The sequence below is a fragment of the Streptomyces sp. NBC_00386 genome (assembly GCF_036063235.1).
GTDB lineage: Bacteria > Actinomycetota > Actinomycetes > Streptomycetales > Streptomycetaceae > Streptomyces.
Window position 1 is genome coordinate 7587933 of sequence record NZ_CP107950.1, and the last position, 16289, is coordinate 7604221.

General features: G+C 70.7%; 15 protein-coding genes and 2 tRNA genes. 13 read left to right on the forward strand and 4 right to left on the reverse strand.

Going from position 1 to position 16289, the window contains the following annotated elements; translation table 11 throughout:
• Positions 1–88 precede the first annotated feature (88 nt).
• A complete protein-coding gene (locus OG780_RS33350; RefSeq protein ID WP_328454451.1) occupies positions 89–535 on the forward strand; it encodes a hypothetical protein in 447 nt (148 codons plus the stop codon).
• Positions 536–690: 155 nt separating this feature from the next.
• Positions 691–843 carry a hypothetical protein gene (locus OG780_RS33355; RefSeq protein WP_167455603.1) on the forward strand — a complete coding sequence of 51 codons (153 nt, stop codon included), beginning with the start codon at positions 691–693 and terminating at the stop codon, positions 841–843.
• Between the two features lie 85 nt (positions 844–928).
• On the opposite strand, the gene OG780_RS33360 is transcribed toward OG780_RS33355, so the two are convergent.
• Positions 929–1486, reverse strand: coding sequence for a CGNR zinc finger domain-containing protein (locus OG780_RS33360; RefSeq protein ID WP_328454453.1), 558 nt, complete (start codon positions 1484–1486; stop codon positions 929–931).
• Between the two features lie 253 nt (positions 1487–1739).
• Positions 1740–2153, reverse strand: a complete 414-nt coding sequence (locus OG780_RS33365; protein WP_003959770.1) for an SsgA family sporulation/cell division regulator — start codon at positions 2151–2153, stop codon at positions 1740–1742.
• A gap of 191 nt (positions 2154–2344) precedes the next feature.
• Between OG780_RS33365 and OG780_RS33370 the strand changes: the two genes are divergently transcribed.
• The 7 genes from OG780_RS33370 (at position 2345) to OG780_RS33400 (ending at position 10410) form a co-directional block, all read left to right on the forward strand.
• A complete protein-coding gene (locus OG780_RS33370; protein ID WP_328454455.1) occupies positions 2345–2779 on the forward strand; it encodes a TIGR02611 family protein in 435 nt (144 codons plus the stop codon).
• A gap of 82 nt (positions 2780–2861) precedes the next feature.
• Positions 2862–2933: transfer RNA gene (locus tag OG780_RS33375), tRNA-Val, on the forward strand.
• Between the two features lie 822 nt (positions 2934–3755).
• Complete coding sequence (locus OG780_RS33380; protein ID WP_443062247.1) at positions 3756–5081, forward strand: ABC transporter substrate-binding protein; 1326 nt, start codon at positions 3756–3758, stop codon at positions 5079–5081.
• 11 nt (positions 5082–5092) lie between these two features.
• Positions 5093–6049, forward strand: coding sequence for a carbohydrate ABC transporter permease (locus OG780_RS33385; RefSeq protein ID WP_328454459.1), 957 nt, complete (start codon positions 5093–5095; stop codon positions 6047–6049).
• Positions 6046–6951, forward strand: coding sequence for a carbohydrate ABC transporter permease (locus tag OG780_RS33390; RefSeq protein ID WP_328454461.1), 906 nt, complete (start codon positions 6046–6048; stop codon positions 6949–6951). Before OG780_RS33385 ends, OG780_RS33390 begins: the two co-directional genes overlap by 4 nt.
• A gap of 1 nt (position 6952) precedes the next feature.
• Positions 6953–7570, forward strand: coding sequence for a hypothetical protein (locus tag OG780_RS33395; protein WP_328454463.1), 618 nt, complete (start codon positions 6953–6955; stop codon positions 7568–7570).
• A 101-nt stretch (positions 7571–7671) separates the two neighbouring features.
• Positions 7672–10410 (forward strand): exo-rhamnogalacturonan lyase family protein, encoded by a 2739-nt coding sequence (locus OG780_RS33400; RefSeq protein ID WP_328454466.1) that lies wholly within the window; start codon positions 7672–7674, stop codon positions 10408–10410.
• 21 nt (positions 10411–10431) lie between these two features.
• Here the strand turns inward: OG780_RS33400 and OG780_RS33405 are convergent, their stop codons facing one another.
• Positions 10432–12867, reverse strand: coding sequence for an SCO7613 C-terminal domain-containing membrane protein (locus tag OG780_RS33405; protein WP_328454468.1), 2436 nt, complete (start codon positions 12865–12867; stop codon positions 10432–10434).
• Positions 12868–12954: 87 nt separating this feature from the next.
• On the opposite strand from OG780_RS33405, the gene OG780_RS33410 reads away from it, so the two are divergent.
• Both OG780_RS33410 and OG780_RS33415 read left to right on the forward strand, forming a co-directional pair.
• A complete protein-coding gene (locus tag OG780_RS33410; RefSeq protein WP_328454470.1) occupies positions 12955–13401 on the forward strand; it encodes an SRPBCC family protein in 447 nt (148 codons plus the stop codon).
• 39 nt (positions 13402–13440) lie between these two features.
• Positions 13441–13512: transfer RNA gene (locus OG780_RS33415), tRNA-Val, on the forward strand.
• A 67-nt stretch (positions 13513–13579) separates the two neighbouring features.
• Here OG780_RS33415 and OG780_RS33420 read toward each other — a convergent pair.
• Positions 13580–14305, reverse strand: coding sequence for a 3'-5' exonuclease (locus tag OG780_RS33420; protein WP_328454472.1), 726 nt, complete (start codon positions 14303–14305; stop codon positions 13580–13582).
• 170 nt (positions 14306–14475) lie between these two features.
• On the opposite strand from OG780_RS33420, the gene OG780_RS33425 reads away from it, so the two are divergent.
• Together OG780_RS33425 and OG780_RS33430 are read left to right on the forward strand one after the other, a co-directional pair.
• Complete coding sequence (locus tag OG780_RS33425) at positions 14476–15042, forward strand: DUF4365 domain-containing protein (protein WP_328454474.1); 567 nt, start codon at positions 14476–14478, stop codon at positions 15040–15042.
• Positions 15039–16256, forward strand: coding sequence for a hypothetical protein (locus OG780_RS33430; RefSeq protein ID WP_328454476.1), 1218 nt, complete (start codon positions 15039–15041; stop codon positions 16254–16256). The genes OG780_RS33425 and OG780_RS33430 overlap by 4 nt, the downstream gene beginning before the upstream one ends.
• The last annotated feature ends 33 nt before the right edge of the window (positions 16257–16289 follow it).

The following is a 16289-nucleotide window of genomic DNA, read 5'->3' on the forward strand; positions in this document are numbered from 1 at the left end:
GCCCGGACCGTGGCATACCGGGCATGGGGCGGTGCAGGATGGAAGAGATGGGGAACATGTCGCACCGAGCCCTGCCTGGAGGACCGGAATGATCGCAGAGACCGTCTGCTCCGCAGTCTCCGTCGCCGGCCTGGGCATCGCCGCGGTGACGGCCTACCGCAAGCGTTTCCTGGCGGCCGCCCGGATCGCCGCCTACTCCCTGGTGCCGATCGGCCTGGTCATGACCGGAGTGGTCGGCTGGCTGGCCGACACCGCGTTCAGCCCGACCGCCTGGGCCGGTTTCGTGGTGCTCGGCGGCGCCTGGGCGCTGTTCATGATCACCCGTGCCGTGGAGCGACGCGGCGGCGGGACCCGGAAGGAACGCAGGGCGGCGAAGGCCGCGGCCCGGCGCGAGGCGGCGGCTCCCGCGGCTTCGGCCCCGTCACTGGGCCAGGGCGCCCCTCCCGCCTCCCGGCCTGCGGCGACACCGGGAGCGAAGAGCTCCGGGGACGACTTCAGTGACATCGAGGCGATTCTGAAGAAGCACGGGATCTGACCGACAGAAGCGACACAAGATCACATGCGTGACACAGGGAACGCGCGGAACCGTTCACGTTCGAGCGCGCCTGTCACATCATCCAGCGAACTCCCGTGTATTCCGGGCGTGTTGATCGCGAAGCAGGCGCCCTCTGCGTCATCATCGCCCGCGAGATGCTGGACACAACAACGAGCGACACCGCTGCTCCGCCCGAGGAGCGGCGCGGTTGTCTCTTCGCGCTCTCCCAGCCGCCGCTGATGATCTTCCTTGCGGTGATCGGCTGTCTGCTGCTCATGGCTTCGCTGCACGACCTGCTGCTGCTCTGAGCTGTACACGGAGCCCCTGGCGTCACCCGCCGAGGGCTCCGTCGGTCCGGCCGGGGGCCGGACTCTTCCCCGTGGTGCGAGCCGCTCAGCCCGCGGCTTCCTTGCGGCGTGCCCGGTAGGCGGCCACGTGGAGCCGGTTCCCGCAGGTGCGGCTGTCGCAGTAGCGGCGGGAGCGGTTGCGGGAGAGATCGACGAAGGCCCGCCGGCAGTCCGGGGCCTCGCAGCGGCGCAGCCGGTCCTGCTCTCCGGCGACCACGAAGAAGGCCAGCGCCATCCCGCAGTCGGCCGCGAGGTGGTAGGCGACCGAGGCGCCCGGCGCGAAGTAGTGGACATGCCAGTCATAGCCGTCGTGGTCCGTCAGCCGGGGCGTGGTGCCGGCGGCCGCGACCAGTTCGTTGATGAGCGAGGCGGCGGTCCGTGGATCGTCGGCGGCGAAGATCCCGGCGAACAGGCCGCGAACGTCCCGTACGGCTGCCAGATCCCGCTCCGACAGCACCCCGACATCGCTGATCTCGTGCTTTCGTACGAAATCGGCGAGGGACGACACATCGGCGAGCCCGTCCGCCGTCTCGTCCTCCGGCGCGGTGTTCACCAGATCCACCACGGCGTCGAGTGCGAGCCGGGTGTCGTGGGTGATCAGCACGTTTCGCTCCCTGGCCTGGGGGTCGGGCGAGGGCGCCCGCCCGGTGCTGGCCGATGGTAGTGGCTTCCCGGCGCGGCCGAGACGGGCGTGGGGGCGTTGGGTGCTGGAGCGGGGGGCCCGTGCCGGTGGACGCGCAGCGGCGCCGGCACCGCGAACCTTCCGCGGTGCCGACGCCGGCGCCTTCCCTATGCGGTTGTCTGAGCCCGAGCCGTCTCCCCGAGTGGACGGCGCCGGGCGGCTCTGTGGTGACGCGTCAGCTCTCGGCCAGGATGTGTGAGAGCTCCGTGTCGAGATCGAAGTGCCGGTGTTCCGTGCCGGGCGGCACGGCTGCGTCCGTTCGCTTCAGGAATGACTCCAGGGCCCGCGCTGGGGCTTCGAGCAGGGCTTCACCCTCCGGAGAGCTCAGGGCGATGCATACGACGCCCTGGCCGTGGCTCCGGGACGGCCAGACTCGGACGTCGCCGGTACCGGTGGGCCGGTGGAGGCCCTCGGCGAGGAGGTCGCGGGCGAACACCCACTCGACGGTTTCCTCGGCTCCGGTGTGGAAGGTGGCGTGCACGGCATAGGGATCGGCCGTGTCATACCGCAGTCCTGCGGGTACAGGCAGTGAGGACTCGCTCGACACAACGAGGCGCAGGTGCAGCTCGCAGCTGACCGTGGTGTTCATAAGCGCCAGGGCCTTTCGCTCAGTGTGCGCTCGGGGATTCGCACGTCGGCGAAATCGACATGCCACCTACGGTGCCGTTGTAAACCCCTCTGAGGGTTTTGCCTGTCTTTATGTAACTCATCCGGCCGAGGGCGCGTTCTCCGGATAGGGCCATTCCGGTGACTGGTTTCTCTCGGGTAGGGTTTGGTCGTATGAATACGGGGAGTGACGAGTCGGGCGAGGTCGCCACGGCGGGCGACGGGGCGAACAATGAGCGAGCGCTCGGTTCACGGGCGCCTCAATTCATCAAGGCTCGCCGGGCGCTGCACGTGAGCTGGCAGGTGGGCGTCTTCGTCGTCGGGCTCGCGGTGGTGGCCGCGGGCGTGATCATGCTTCCGCTGCCGGGGCCCGGCTGGCTGGTGATCTTCGGTGGCATGGCGATCTGGGCGACCGAGTTCGTCTGGGCCCAGCTGGTGCTTCGCTGGACGAAGCGCAAGGTCACGGAGGCTACGCAGCGGGCGCTCGACCCCAGGGTCCGGCGTCGCAACATCATCCTCACCTCGATCGGCCTCGTGATCGTCGCCGTCCTGGTGGGTGTGTACCTCTGGAAGTTCGGCTTCGTGATGCCGTGGAGCATCTCGGAATGACACGGCCGGCCCGGACGTCGTCCGGGCCGTCTCGGCTGGTCGAAGCCACCCCCTGACATGGGGTAATGTTCTTCCTGCGCCCGGGCGATTAGCTCAGCGGGAGAGCGCTTCGTTCACACCGAAGAGGTCACTGGTTCGAACCCAGTATCGCCCACACGTAGGAAAGACGGCTCCGGTCCACGACATCGTGGACCGGGGCCGTTTTCGTGGTTCCGGGGAGTGCGGGGTCGCTGCGCCGGCCCTTGCGGTGCGGGTTCGGTGCGGGCGGGGCCGTGCCGGTACATCCGCCCGTCGTCGTTGGATCGGACGTGGGTCCAAGAACGAACCGCTGCTCGATCCGGGCGTGAGCGACGGGCATCCGATGTACCGGCACGGCCCCTTCCGCCGGATCCCGGCTGCGGGTGCGTCGTGGTTCCGGCCCTTCCGGACCGCTTTCGGCTGCGGCGCAAGATTCAGCCCCTCCGGCCCGCCCCTCCACGGCGGGGGAAGATTCAGCCCCTCCGGCGCACCCCTCCACCACGGGGGAAATTTCAGCCCCTCCGGCGTTTGAGGAGCGGGGTCTGGGGCGGAGCCCCAGGGGGTGAGCGCCGGTGCCGGGCGGAGCTGCACGCGCGGGTCGGGTGGATGGGGAGAGGGCGAAAGCGGGCTGCGGCTGTGCCCGGGGGCGGGAGGCAGGGCCTCGGTAGCGTTGCTGCAAGCTCACGCTCCGTTTCCGTCGGGGCCTCCGACACCCCGTCAGCACCCCTCGCGGCAGTACGTTTTCGGCCGTGCCGCCAAGCCGTCACGCCGTCCACGGGATGTTCGGCCGGCCGACCGCGCGGGCCCGACCTGCGTACTCCCGTGCGAGTGCCCCGGAAGGGGTGCGGCGGCCGCCGCGACGGGATCCGACCGGCGCACATCAATTCCTGTCCGAATCATTGACGCGCCCCGAGCGCCTCCGTAACTTGTGCCAGCAAGCGCTTACTTGAAACGATTCATGCAGGCGGCGTCGACGTTGCGGGGAGGCCCGGCAGTGGGGAACAACGGGAGTGTCGAGAGGCGGACGGTGCTCAAGGCGGCCGGGGCTTCGGTGGCTGCGCTGGGGTTGGCGGCGACGACGGGCTGCGGTGGGAGCGGAAGCGGCGCCGGGGACGGGACGGTGACGATCCGTTACGCCTGGTGGGGTGCGGACGAGCGGGCGAAGCGGATCAACCAGTCCATCGCGCTCTTCGAGAAGAAGTATCCGAAGATCAAGGTGCAGACGGACTTCCAGGATTATGTGGCCTTCTGGGAGAAGTTCCAGACCCAGGCCGCCGGCGGAAATCCGCCGGACGTATTCCAGAACGCCGTCGGATTTCTGCGGAAGTACGACAAGCGAGGGATCCTGCTCGACCTCAAGTCCCAGATGGACGCCGGAAATCTCAGCCTGAAAGGCTTCCGTGCCGGCGTGGAGAAGGTCGGCCAGGTCGACGGAAAGCAGCTCGGAATTCCCGTCGGATCCAACACCATGTCACTTGTCATCGACGAGAAGGTGTTCGAGAAGGCCGGTGTCAAGCCGAAGCAGGGCTGGACCTGGGACGAGTACTTCGCCGCGCTCAAGAAGATTCACGACACGCAGAAGGTCGCGGGCGACACGGGCTACTTCAGCATCATGTACCTGTACGACCTCTACCTCCGGCAGAACGGCAAGGCGTTCTTCACCGCGGACGGACTCGGTTTCGACGAGGCCGATCTGACGGAGTGGTGGACCGACGGTTACAACCGTGTGAAGGCCGGCATCATCACCGATCCCAAGCGGGTCGAACAGGACAAGCCCAAGTCCTCCCTCTCGGCGGGGCACGCGGCCTCCGAGTTCACGTGGGACAACTTCACGGTCCGTTATACGGCCGAGGGTGACAGCAGTTACGGTCTGGCGCCGATCCCGACGACCGACGGCAAGCAGACCGGCCAGTACCTCGCCTCGCTGATGCTCAGCGCGTCCGCGCACACCAAACACCCCGAAGAAGTGGCCCGGTTCATCGATTTCATGGTCCACGACCCCGAGGTCGGCAAGATCATGGGCTACGACCGCGGGATTCTCGCCACCACCGAGCAGTTCGACGCGTTCCAGCCCGCCGACGCCCCCAGCAAGGCCATCGCGCAGTACGAGCAGGACGTCGCCGCGGCCGGGGTACTGGGCACCATCACCCCGCATCCGGCAGGTGCCGACACCGTCGAATCCGCCTTCCTGCGCATAGGCGGTGACATGTCGCAGGGCACCACCAAGGTCTCCGACGCGGTGAAGCAGTTCTTCTCCGAGGCGAAGACCGCCCTCGCCGTCTGATGGGAACCGCCGTGACGCTCGTCAAGGACTCTCCGCCCGACGCGGCACAAAGACGCCCCGAGGCCCCCGGCGCCGCCAAGCGCCGGCGGAGCGGGGACAATCTCGCCGGCTATCTCTTCATGTCGCCCTGGATCGCGGGCTTCCTGCTCCTGACCGCGGGCCCGATGGCCGCCTCCCTCTACTTCGCCTTCACCGACTACAACCTCTTCGACGCGCCGCGGTGGATCGGCTTCGACAACTTCACCACCATGTTCGACGACCCCCGGTGGCAGAAGTCCGTCGAGGTGACGGCCAAGTACGTCGTCATCGGTACGCCGCTCAAACTGCTGCTGGCGCTCGGGGTGGCCCTGCTCCTCGCCCGGAGCCGCCGCGGCCAGGCCTTCTACCGGGCCGCGTTCTACGCACCGTCGCTGATCGGCGCGAGCGTCTCGGTCGGCTTCGTCTGGCGCGCGCTGTTCTCCGACGACGCCGTCGTGGACCATGCGCAGTCCTTCCTCGGCTTCCCCTCCGGGGGCTGGGTCGGCGACCCGGAGCGGGTGCTCTACAGCCTGGTGGCGCTCACGGTCTGGCAGTTCGGCGCCCCCATGGTCATCTTCCTGGCCGGGCTCAAGCAGGTGCCGAAGGAGTTGTACGAGGCGGCCGAGGTGGACGGCGCCGGACCGCTGCGCAGGTTCTGGAGCATCACGTTGCCGCTGCTGTCCCCGGTGCTGTTCTTCAACGTGCTCCTGGAGACGATCCACTCGTTCCAGATCTTCGGTTCGGCGTACGTGGTCTCCAACGCCACCTGCGGTCCGGCCGACGCCACGCTCGTCTACACCTGCTACCTCTACCAGAAGGGATTCAGGGAGTCCCAGATGGGCTTCGCCTCCGCCATGGCCTGGATGCTGCTGCTCGCCGTCGCGCTGGTGACGGCCGTCCTCTTCTGGTCGCAGAAGCGCTGGGTGCACTACGAGGAGGACGCCCGATGAGCAGCGTCACCGGCAAGGCAATCGGCTCCGGCGCCGCGACCGCCTCGGGAAGCCCCGGGAGGTCCGGACGCGAGCGCGCCGGCTCCCTCGGCTGGCACATCGGAGCCCTGCTGATCCTCGCGGTCGTCCTCTACCCCGTGCTCTGGGTCGTCGGCGCCTCCTTCAAGCCCAGCCGCGAGATCATCGGCAGCCTGGAACTGTTCCCGGCCGACCCGATCCTGGCCAACTTCAAGGGGCTCGCCGACGGGATCGCCGACATCTCGATCGCCACCTTCTTCCAGAACTCCCTCTTCTACGCGCTAGGTTCCGTCGCCGGCATCCTGATCTCCTGCTCGCTGACCGCGTACGCCTTCGCCAGGATCCGGTTCGCCGGGCGGAACGTGCTGTTCTCGCTGATGATCGGCACGCTCCTGCTGCCGTATCACGTGCTGCTCATTCCGCAGTACGTGATGTTCCAGAAGGCGGGGCTGATCAACACCTATGTGCCGCTGCTGATCGGCAAGTACCTGGCCACCGAGGCGTTCTTCGTCTTCCTCATGGTGCAGTTCATGCGGAACCTGCCGCGCGAACTGGACGAGGCGGCGCGGCTCGACGGCTGCGGGCACCTGCGGATCTACTGGTCGATCGTGCTGCCGCTGTGCCGCCCGGCCCTCATCACCAGCGCCATCTTCACCTTCATCAACGCCTGGAACGACTTCATGGGCCCGCTGATCTACCTCAACGAGCCCGGCAAGTACACGGTCTCGCTCGGCATGATGATGTTCCGCGACCAGGAGGGGGTCGCCAACTACGGCGGCATGATCGCGATGTCGCTGGTGGCGCTGCTGCCCGTGCTCCTCTTCTTCCTCGCCTTCCAGCGCTATCTGATCGACGGCATGGCGACCTCGGGACTGAAGGGCTGACATGACCGTCACTCAGCCGAAGGCCCGCGCCGGGGCGCGGGCCCGCCGGACGCCCCGGGAGTCCGTTCTCGCCGAGAGGTTCGCCGTCTTCGCGGAGTGTCTGCTGACGGGTGTGTGGATCGCGGTGGCGTCGCTGCCCCTCGTGACCGTTCCCGCCGCGTTCGCGGCCGGCGCGCGGCATCTGCGCCGGCGCACGGCTCATGAGGGCGGGGGGCGGCGGGAGTTCGTGGCCGACTTCCGGGCGGCCGTACGGGGCGGCTGGCTCGTCGGAACCGCCGGATGGGCCGGGGCGGCGGCGGTCCGGGTGGACGTCCAGGCCGTACGCGCCGGAATCCCCGGAGGTCCGCTCGTCGGGGCCGTCGGGATCCTCGCGCTGATCGGGGGGGTCGTCGCGGGACTGCGCGCGGCCGCTGTCTGGGAGCCGGGAGCGGCCTGGCGCGGGCTGCTCGCGGACGCCGGACGCCGGACCGTGCTCGATCCCGCGGGGTCGTTCCTGCTCGTCGGCGGGCTGGCCGTGGTGGTCTGCTCCGCTCTGCTCGTCGCGCCGTTGGCGGTTCCCGTCCTGGGGGCCCTGGCCGCGGCGGCCGTCGCCGTCGAGGAGCGCCGGCGGCGCCGCTGAGCGCGCCCTCCCGCGGGCCGGAGCGCCGAGCGCCCGGTCCTGTTCCGCCGCGCCCTCATGACTGTCATGCCCCTGACCATCCCGTAAGGAGAGGAAAGGCCATGTCGCCCATCCCTCGCAGGTCCCTTCTCAAGGCGGCCGCCGTCGCCGGAGCCGCCGCGCAGTTCAGCTGGGCCCTCGGAACCACGAAAGCGCAGGCCGCTTCCGGAGCCGAGGCCGCCGACCCGGATCCCGTCAGCCTCGACTGGCTGGAGGACGGCGGCCTCGGCGCCGCCCCCGGCTCCACCGTCGGTGTTCCCTGGCCGAGGGGGACCTACCGGCAGGACCAGACGTTCGCGCTGGCGGATGCCGACGGCAACACCGTCCCCGTACAGTCCTGGCCGATCGCCTACTGGCCGGACGGCTCCCTCAAGTGGACCGCCCACGCGGTGAGTTCGGACGCCGGGAAGCTCACGCTGACCGTGGGGGAACCCGCCGCGCCGGAGCGGAAGGTCACCGTCGACAAGAGCGGCGGCACCATCACCGTCTCGACCGGGGTCATCACCGCGAAGATCGGCAGGAGCGGCTCGGCACTGGTCAAGTCCGTGACACGCGGTACGGCCGAGATCGCCAGGAACGGCCGCCTGGTCCTCATCCGCCGGCCGGAGATCGAGGACGAGGACCAGGGCACCGCGAAGTCCGAGCGCTTCGAGAGCGTGATCTCCGCGGCCGAAGTCGAACAGGACGGCCCGGTGCGGGCCGTCGTCCGCATCGACGGCAAGCACCGCAAGGGCGACCGGAGTTGGCTGCCCTTCTCGGTCCGCCTGTACTTCTACGCGGGCGCCGACTCCTTCCGCATGGTGCACACGATCACCTTCGACGGGAAGCAGGAACCCGGGAAGAGCAGCGGTGACTTCGTGGGCGGGCTCGGCGTCCGCTTCACCGTGCCGATGCGGGACGCCGCCTACGACCGGCACATCCGGATCGGCGGAGACGGCACCGGTCTGCTGCGCGAGGCGGTCAAAGGGGTCACCGGGCTGCGCCGCGACCCCGGAGCGGCCGTCCAGGCGGCCCAGTTCGCCGGCGAGAAGCTCGCCGACCCGTCCACCTGGGACCAGCGGGTCACCACCCGGCTCCAGTACATCCCCGAGTGGGGCGACTACACCCTCTCCCAGCTCTCGGCCGACGGCTTCACCCTGCGCAAGCGCACCAAGAAGGGGCACGGCTGGATCGCCGCGGGCGGTGGCCGGCGCGCCTCCGGCTTCGGATACGTCGGCGGGCCGAGCGGCGGATTCTCCTTCGGGCTGCGGGACTTCTGGGAGAAGTTCCCCGCCCAGCTCGACATCCGTGACGCCCACACCGACGAGGCCGAGGTCACCCTCTGGCTCTGGTCGCCCGAGGCGCAGCCCATGGACCTGCGCTTCTACCACGACGGCATGGGCCAGGACACGTACGCCGAACAGCTCGAAGGCCTCAACATCACCTACGAGGACTACGAACCGGGCTTCGGCACCCCCTACGGCATCGCCCGAACCTCCGAACTGCTCTTCTGGGCCAACGAGTCGACACCCACGCCCGAGAAGCTCGCCGAACAGATCGACGCCGTACGCGTACTGCCGCAGCTCGCCGCCCCGCCCAAGCAACTGATCAAGGCGCAGGTCTTCGGCCCCGGTCTCTACTCGGAGCCCGACCGGTCCACCCCCGCCAAGGCGAAGATCGAGGACCACCTCGACTTCCTCTTCACCTACTACAAGGACCAGGTGGAGATGCGCCGTTGGTACGGCTTCTGGGACTACGGCGACATCATGCACTCCTACGACCCGGTCAGGCACCAGTGGCGTTACGACGTCGGCGGCTACGCCTGGGACAACTCCGAGCTGTCGCCGGACCTCTGGCTGTGGTTCGCGTACCTGCGCAGCGGCCGAGCGGACATCTTCCGCTTCGCCGAGGCGATGACCCGGCACACCGGCGAGGTCGACGTCTACCACCTCGGCCAGTGGGCCGGGCTCGGCACCCGGCACGGCGTGCAGCACTACGCCGACAGCGCCAAACAGCAGCGCATCGCCAACACCACCTACCGGCGCTACTACTACTTCCTCACCGCCGATGAACGCGTCGGCGACCTCATGCACGCCAACGTCGACTCCGACGAGACCTTCCTCGTCCTCGACCCGATCCGCAAGATCCGCACCGAGCCCTACACACCGGACCGGCATGCGCTGTCGATCGGCTTCGGCACGGACTGGAGCGGACTCGTCTCGGCGTGGCTGACCGAGTGGGAGCGCAAGGGACCCAAGTGGGAGAAGGCCAGGGCACGCGTGCTGTCGACGATGGAGACCATCGCCGCGCAGCCCAACGGATTCGTCCAGGGCACCGGCCTGTACGACCTCGACACCGGCCGGTTCGCCGTCGCCGCCGAACCCGTGGTCGGCGTCTCGCACCTCTCTGCGGTCTTCGGCCTGAACGAACTGTGCGCCGAGCTCATCGATCTCGTCGACATGCCCGCCTTCAAGGAGGCCTACCTCGACTACTGCCGCTACTTCAACGCCACCAAGACCGAACAGGCGGCCCGCTACGGCACCAACTTCGGCACACTGCTGCTCTTCCAGGGCCATTCACGCCTCGACGCGTACGCCGCCGTGCAGACCGGCGACACCCGACTCGCCACCCGCGCCTGGGCGAAGTTCTACAGCTCCGACGGCTACACCGAGGCCTCGCCCTGGAAGACGGAGAAGCTGAGCGGACCGGTCACCCTGGTGCCGGGCAGCGAGGCCAACTGGGTCTACACGAACGACACAGCGCTCTACGGCCTCGCCGCCATCGAGAACCTGGCGCTCCTCGGCGACCGGATGCCGTCGTGACCGTTCCCCGGTGAACGCCCGCTAGTCCATCCTCCCCAGTACCTCCCGCACCCGCCGTGCGTCGCGGATCCGCTGCTCGTAGGTGGCGCCCAGCGCGAGCAGCAGCAGGCCGGCGAGTGCGGGAGGCGTCCAGCGGGGCAGCGCGTCCACCACCTGCACGATGAACGGGGCGAGTTCGTGCAGCGCGTCCAGGACGAGCACGGCGCCGCCCAGCACCAGCGGAGCCTGGAGCCGGTGCCGGGCACCCAGCAGGGTGACGGCGAGCGCCGCCGCGCCCAGCAGCAGCGGACGCGGCCACTGCCCGTCGCCCCACGCCGCGAACAGGCTCGGCACGAGGGTCGCGGACAGGCCCGGCGCGTACGCCGTCCACGACGACACCGAGGTGTCCGAGCGGCGCCTGAACGCGCCCAGGAGCAGTGCCGGAACGGTCACCGGCAGCGTGTACGCCTCCGGGGAGCCGACGCCCCAGGACGCGAGCCGCACCCACGAGGCCAGCACGAACAGGGCGGTGGCCGCGTATCCGACGGCGCGCCGGTCCTCCCGTACGGCCGTACCCGCGGCGATCAGTCCGCACAGGGCCAGGACCGTGGCCAGCAGCGCCGGTTCGGCCACCGCGAGCCCGACGGCGAGCAGCCCGGCGAGGGCACCGGTGATCTCGATCGACACGGTCGTCGGCACGTCCTCGGAGCGTGCGGCGAGCAGCGCGGCGACCACGGGCACGACCAGCACGAGCAGCGCCGTGTGCTGGGGCTGGAGGCCGAGCGAGGCACCCGCCGCACAGGCGAGGGCCGACGCGTATCCGAGCGCGGCGGGCGCCGCGACCGGGCCCTGGCCGGGTCGCACGGCGGCGGCCGCGAACAGGACGGTCAGCGCGGCGAGCACCGTCAGGGTCGCGCTCTCGGAGGCCAGCGCGAGGAAGGCGAGACCGAGGGAGGTGACCAGGGCCAGCACCAGCGCCGTCGGCGGCAGGACGGTCCGGCGGGCGTACCCGAGCAGGGCCGCCGTGATGAGGCCGTGGACCGACAGCGCCGCCACGTAAGGGAGTTCGAGGGTCGCCGGAAGGACGAAGGCCGTCGCCCACGCCAGGGTCAGCGCGCAGGCCAGGGCGTACGGACGCCAGGCGGCGGCGCGGACGGCCACCACCAGGACGGCGGCGACGAGCGCGAGCACGAGCGGTGCCGTGACCGCGTCCGCGGGCCAGGGCAGGCCGTTCGTCACCGCGTCCCGCGCGTTCTCCGGAGCACCGGACCAGGCGGAGCCCGCCCGGACGGCCGGGCCCAGCAGGGTGATCACGACCACGGGCAGGGCCCAGGCCACGGCGAGGGCGCCCACGCATCCCGAGGCCAGGGCGATCCCGCGCCGCACCGGCGTGGGGACACCCGCTCCGGCGACGGCCAGCAGGGTGATCGCGCACGCCAGATGACCGGGGACCGTCCACTCGCCCGGCAGGGACGTGCGCAGCAGACCGCCGAACGCGGTGACACCGATCAGTCCGCCGGCCGTCGCGACGCCCGTCGCGGTGTTCGTGGTGAGGCCCGGCTTCGGGGCGCCCCACGCCGCCGTCAGCGCGATCGACGCGGCGAGGAGGAGGAGCGCCGCCGCACGGGCGGCGGCGCCCGGGCCGGCGGACGTCCAGGACAGCCAGCCGGCGGCGAAGGTGCCCCAGCCGCCCAGGCCGTACGCCCCGACGGCGGCGACGGCGCGGACGGACCGCACGGGCAGGCGCAGGGCGAGCGCCGTGTCGAGCGCCGCCGTGACCAGCAGGGCGGCCGTGACGGCGTACGCGCCCGCCGAGGCGGCCACCGCCCACAGGAGCAGCGGAAGCTGTGCGGCGACCACGGCGGCGGGCAGCGGCAGCCGCAGCGACGCACGCGCACCGGGGCCGGCCTTCCGGAGCGGCGCGCCCAGCGCGATTCCGTACGCCGCCCACACCGCGGCCAGCGCCGTAGAGGCGAGCGCCGCGTAGCCGACGCCGTCCGTGCGGGGGAGCGCCACCGCGTACAGCGCGTACGCGTCCAGGACGGTCAGTACGAGACCGGTCCCTGCCAGCGCCTCGGCCGTCGAGCGCAGCCCTCGGCGCAGCAGGGGCACGGGAGCGCCGAGCGTGGCGAGCGTCACCGCGCCGAGCACCAGCGACCGTCCCGCGATCCCGAGGTGCCCCCAGCCGACCAGGGTGAACGCGACGGCGGCGACGGCCAGCAGGATGCCGCCGAGGAGCAGGAGCGCGTTCTGCACCCCGGGTGCGCTGGTCTCGGGCCGCCGGACCCCGGGCGCCGGGTGCACGGTCCGTACGGGCGTCGGCTGGAGCGCGTGGACCAGCCAGGCGCGGCGGGTCAGCAACATGGCCCGGCGTGCGTCGAGTTGCCGCAACTCGGTGTCCAGGAGTCGCAACTCCTCGGCCGGGGACGGGATATGGGTCATGGTTCGGAGTGTGGTCCGCGTCACGCCCCGGGACATGAGCGCGCGTACTCACGCCGTACTCAGATCCGCGGACATGCCCGGCGGGTACTTCCGCTGCCTCCGCCGCGTCGGCACACTCGGTCCATGGACTGGACGCACTACCGCTTCCGCACCGTGTGGGAGCTGCCCGCGCCGCCCGCGGACGTCTACACGCTCCTGGAACAGGCCGAGACCTACCCGCGCTGGTGGCCCCAGGTGCGCGAGGTGACCCCCGTCGACGAACACAGCGCCGTCATCAGGATCCGCTCGGTCCTGCCGTACGACATCACCATCACCGCGCGCGAGGCGCGCCGGGACCCGGCGGCCGGCGTCCTGGAGATGGAGATGTCGGGCGATCTCGACGGCTGGGCACGCTGGACCCTCGACGCGGCCGGCCCGGGAACCCGCGCCCGCTACGACCAGAACGTGCACGTCACCACGCCGTTGCTGCGGCGGCTCGCGGTACCGGGACGCCCGTTCTTCCGTGCCAACCACGCCCTGATGATGCGCGCGGGACGGCGCGGCCTCCAGGCTCACCTAGGAACGGTTTGAACCCCACCCGTCAGGACCTGTATTGTTCGGTGCGTTCCCGGGCGATTAGCTCAGTGGGAGAGCGCTTCGTTCACACCGAAGAGGTCACTGGTTCGAACCCAGTATCGCCCACCGGGAGAAGACCGGTCCGTCATCGACGGACCGGTTTTTTCGTTGTGCCCGACGGCATCGCGCCCGCTCAGGCCGCCGCCGGCAGATCCGGGCGCAGCGGCCACGCCGGATCGACCGCCTCCGGTGTACCGCTGCGCGCGAACCAGGCCTGAAGCCCGCGCGCCTGTGCCGCGTGCCACACCGCCTGGAGCGTATGCAGCTCGGACGGCGACAACCGCTCGAGGCGGGTCGCGAAACGCCGCCCCACGGCACGGACGACCTCCAGCGAGGCCAGTGCGTCGGCCGCCGCGTCGTGCGCGCCCTCCAGCGCCACCTCGTAGTGCGCGCACAGATCGGTCAGGGTGCGGCGGCCCTTGCGATAGCGGTCCAGATGCTTGTCCAGGACCCGGGGATCGAGCACGCGCAGCGACGTCGACTCGAACCAGCGGTCGAGGGACGACGCCCGATGCCTGCGCAACTCCCGGTCCAGCAGCGTCAGATCGAACGGGGCGTTCATCACCACCAGCGGCCGGCCCGCCGTGGCCTGCTCACTCAGCTCCCTCGCTATCTCCTCCATCACGGGCGACGGCCAGCGGCCGTTGCGCTGCAGATGTTCGTCCGTGAGCCCGTGCACCGCCGTCGCCCCCGCGGGCACCGGCACTCCCGGGTTCACCAGCCATCGGGTCACCCGCGGACGGGAACCCGGGGCGTCCTGGACGACGACGGCGGCCGACACGATCCTGTCGGTCTCGACGTCCACGCCCGTGGTCTCCGTGTCGAACGCGGCCAAAGGGCCTTCGTACCAGCACGTCATACGTACACAACTCCTCGTTCACCCATGGCAGCTGACGCACCGTCTTCTGCCCGTTTGGTGATACCCGGGCTGTTTGCGCCGTACGCCGGAAGGAGACAACAGAGGTACGGGTCTTTGCAGTTCAGCGACCCGTCGCGGGGATACATCAAGCCTGGAAGGCTGTTGGACTCATGGCACTCGCGCAGCCCGAACGGGGCGGGCTGCTGCCCCAGCGGACGGCACCCCATCGTGGATCACTCGCCACCACCGCCTGCATGGAGACCTTGCAGGTGGGCTACCTGCACGCGGTCGCGGCGGCCGCGGGCTGTTCGCTGTCCCAGCCGTTTCCCGACAACGGCATCGACTGGCACGTCAGCCACAGCGCCCCCGGGCACACGGTCGACGACGAAGTCACCATCAAGGTGCAGCTCAAGTGCACGTACCAGATCCCGCCCAACCCCCCGGGGCCCGCCTTCTCCTTCACGCTCGACAACGAGCACCTGGCGAAGCTCGCGCGCACCCCGGTCTCGGTGCACAAGATCCTGGTCGTGATGCTCGTGCCCAGATCCCAGGACGACTGGCTGCGCGCCAGCCACGACCGGCTCGACCTCAGGCACTGCTGCTACTGGATCAACCTCGCCGGACACGCCATCACGGGCCGGCGCCGGACCACCGTCCGCATCCCGACGGCCCGGATCTTCGACGACCGGGCCCTGTGCGAGATCATGGCGAGGGTCGGGACGGGAGGCAGACCATGACACACCGCCCCATCGACGAGGCGCTCCGGCCGGTCAGGCCCCACCCCGCCGAAGCCTTCTGGAACGATCCGCCGGCCCCCGACCAGGTGGACCCGGCCGTGCTCGGCGCGCTGCTGCGGCGGCACGGCTGGCAGCGCCGCGGGGGAGCCGCCGGGCGGTACGGCCGGTGGACCCCACCCGGGCCCGGGGGCGGCGGCACCAGCCTGCTGGTGCCGGAGAACCGGGCCTTTCCCGACAGCGACGACCTCCTCGGCGAGGCACTCGTCGCGCTCTCCCGCAGCGGTTCCCCGGCCGCGCGTGACGTGCTCGTCGCCCTCGCCGTGCCCAGCGACGAGATCCGCTGGTGGCGGGACGTACCGACCGGTCCCGTGGGCGCGGCGCCCTGGACCGTCGAGGAACAGACGCGCGGGGCCGCCCGCCAGATCCTGCTCGCCGGCGCGCTCGCGGCACACGCGCGTGCCGGCTACTACGGCGCCCGCCACCGCAGGGCGGCCACCGCCTCCCTGGAGAACGTCCTGGTGGGCGCGGAACCGGGCGGTCGCGGTCTCACCGCCTTCGTCCCCGTCACCACGGGCCGGCCGCTCGCCGTACGCCTGCACGAGGCGCTGTGCGCCGCCCGCGAGGCCATCGACTACCAGCGGGCCACCGGCGGTATGGACGCCTTCGACGCGGCCGTGGAGGCGGGCGTCAGCCATGAACTGATGGAAGCCCTGGTGGCTCTCGTCCGGGGCACCGAGGGCGCCCGGATCACCGTCGAGTGGTCACCGGCCGCGGGCGTCCCCGAGGGGGGCGCGAATCCCGCCGAGCCCGTCGAGTTCTCGCCCGGCGACCTGCCCGTGCTGCGCGAGGCCGGGGCCCGCTATCTGCGCGAGGAGCCGTCCGTGCCGGTGCGGCTCACCGGTGCCGTGGTCCGGATGCGCAGGTCGGGTCCGCGCGGGGCGGGCACGGTACGGCTGCGGGTCATCGCGGGCGCCGAGGTCCCGCACGTCCGGATGACCCTGGACGAGGAGGCGTACCGGATAGCGGGCCAGGCCCATCTGGTCGGGCTGCCGGTACGGGTGCACGGCCGCCTGGAGAGCCGCGGCGGCTTCCGCAGGCTCACGGACGCCACCGGTGTCGTACCCGTCCAGGTGGACGAGGCCGAACGGGACCGGCTGATGAAGTCGCTCCAGGAGAATCTGGACTTCTTCGAGGAGGCGTGCAGCGAGGACTGAGGCGGGTCGTACCGGGAGGACCGAGGGGTCGTG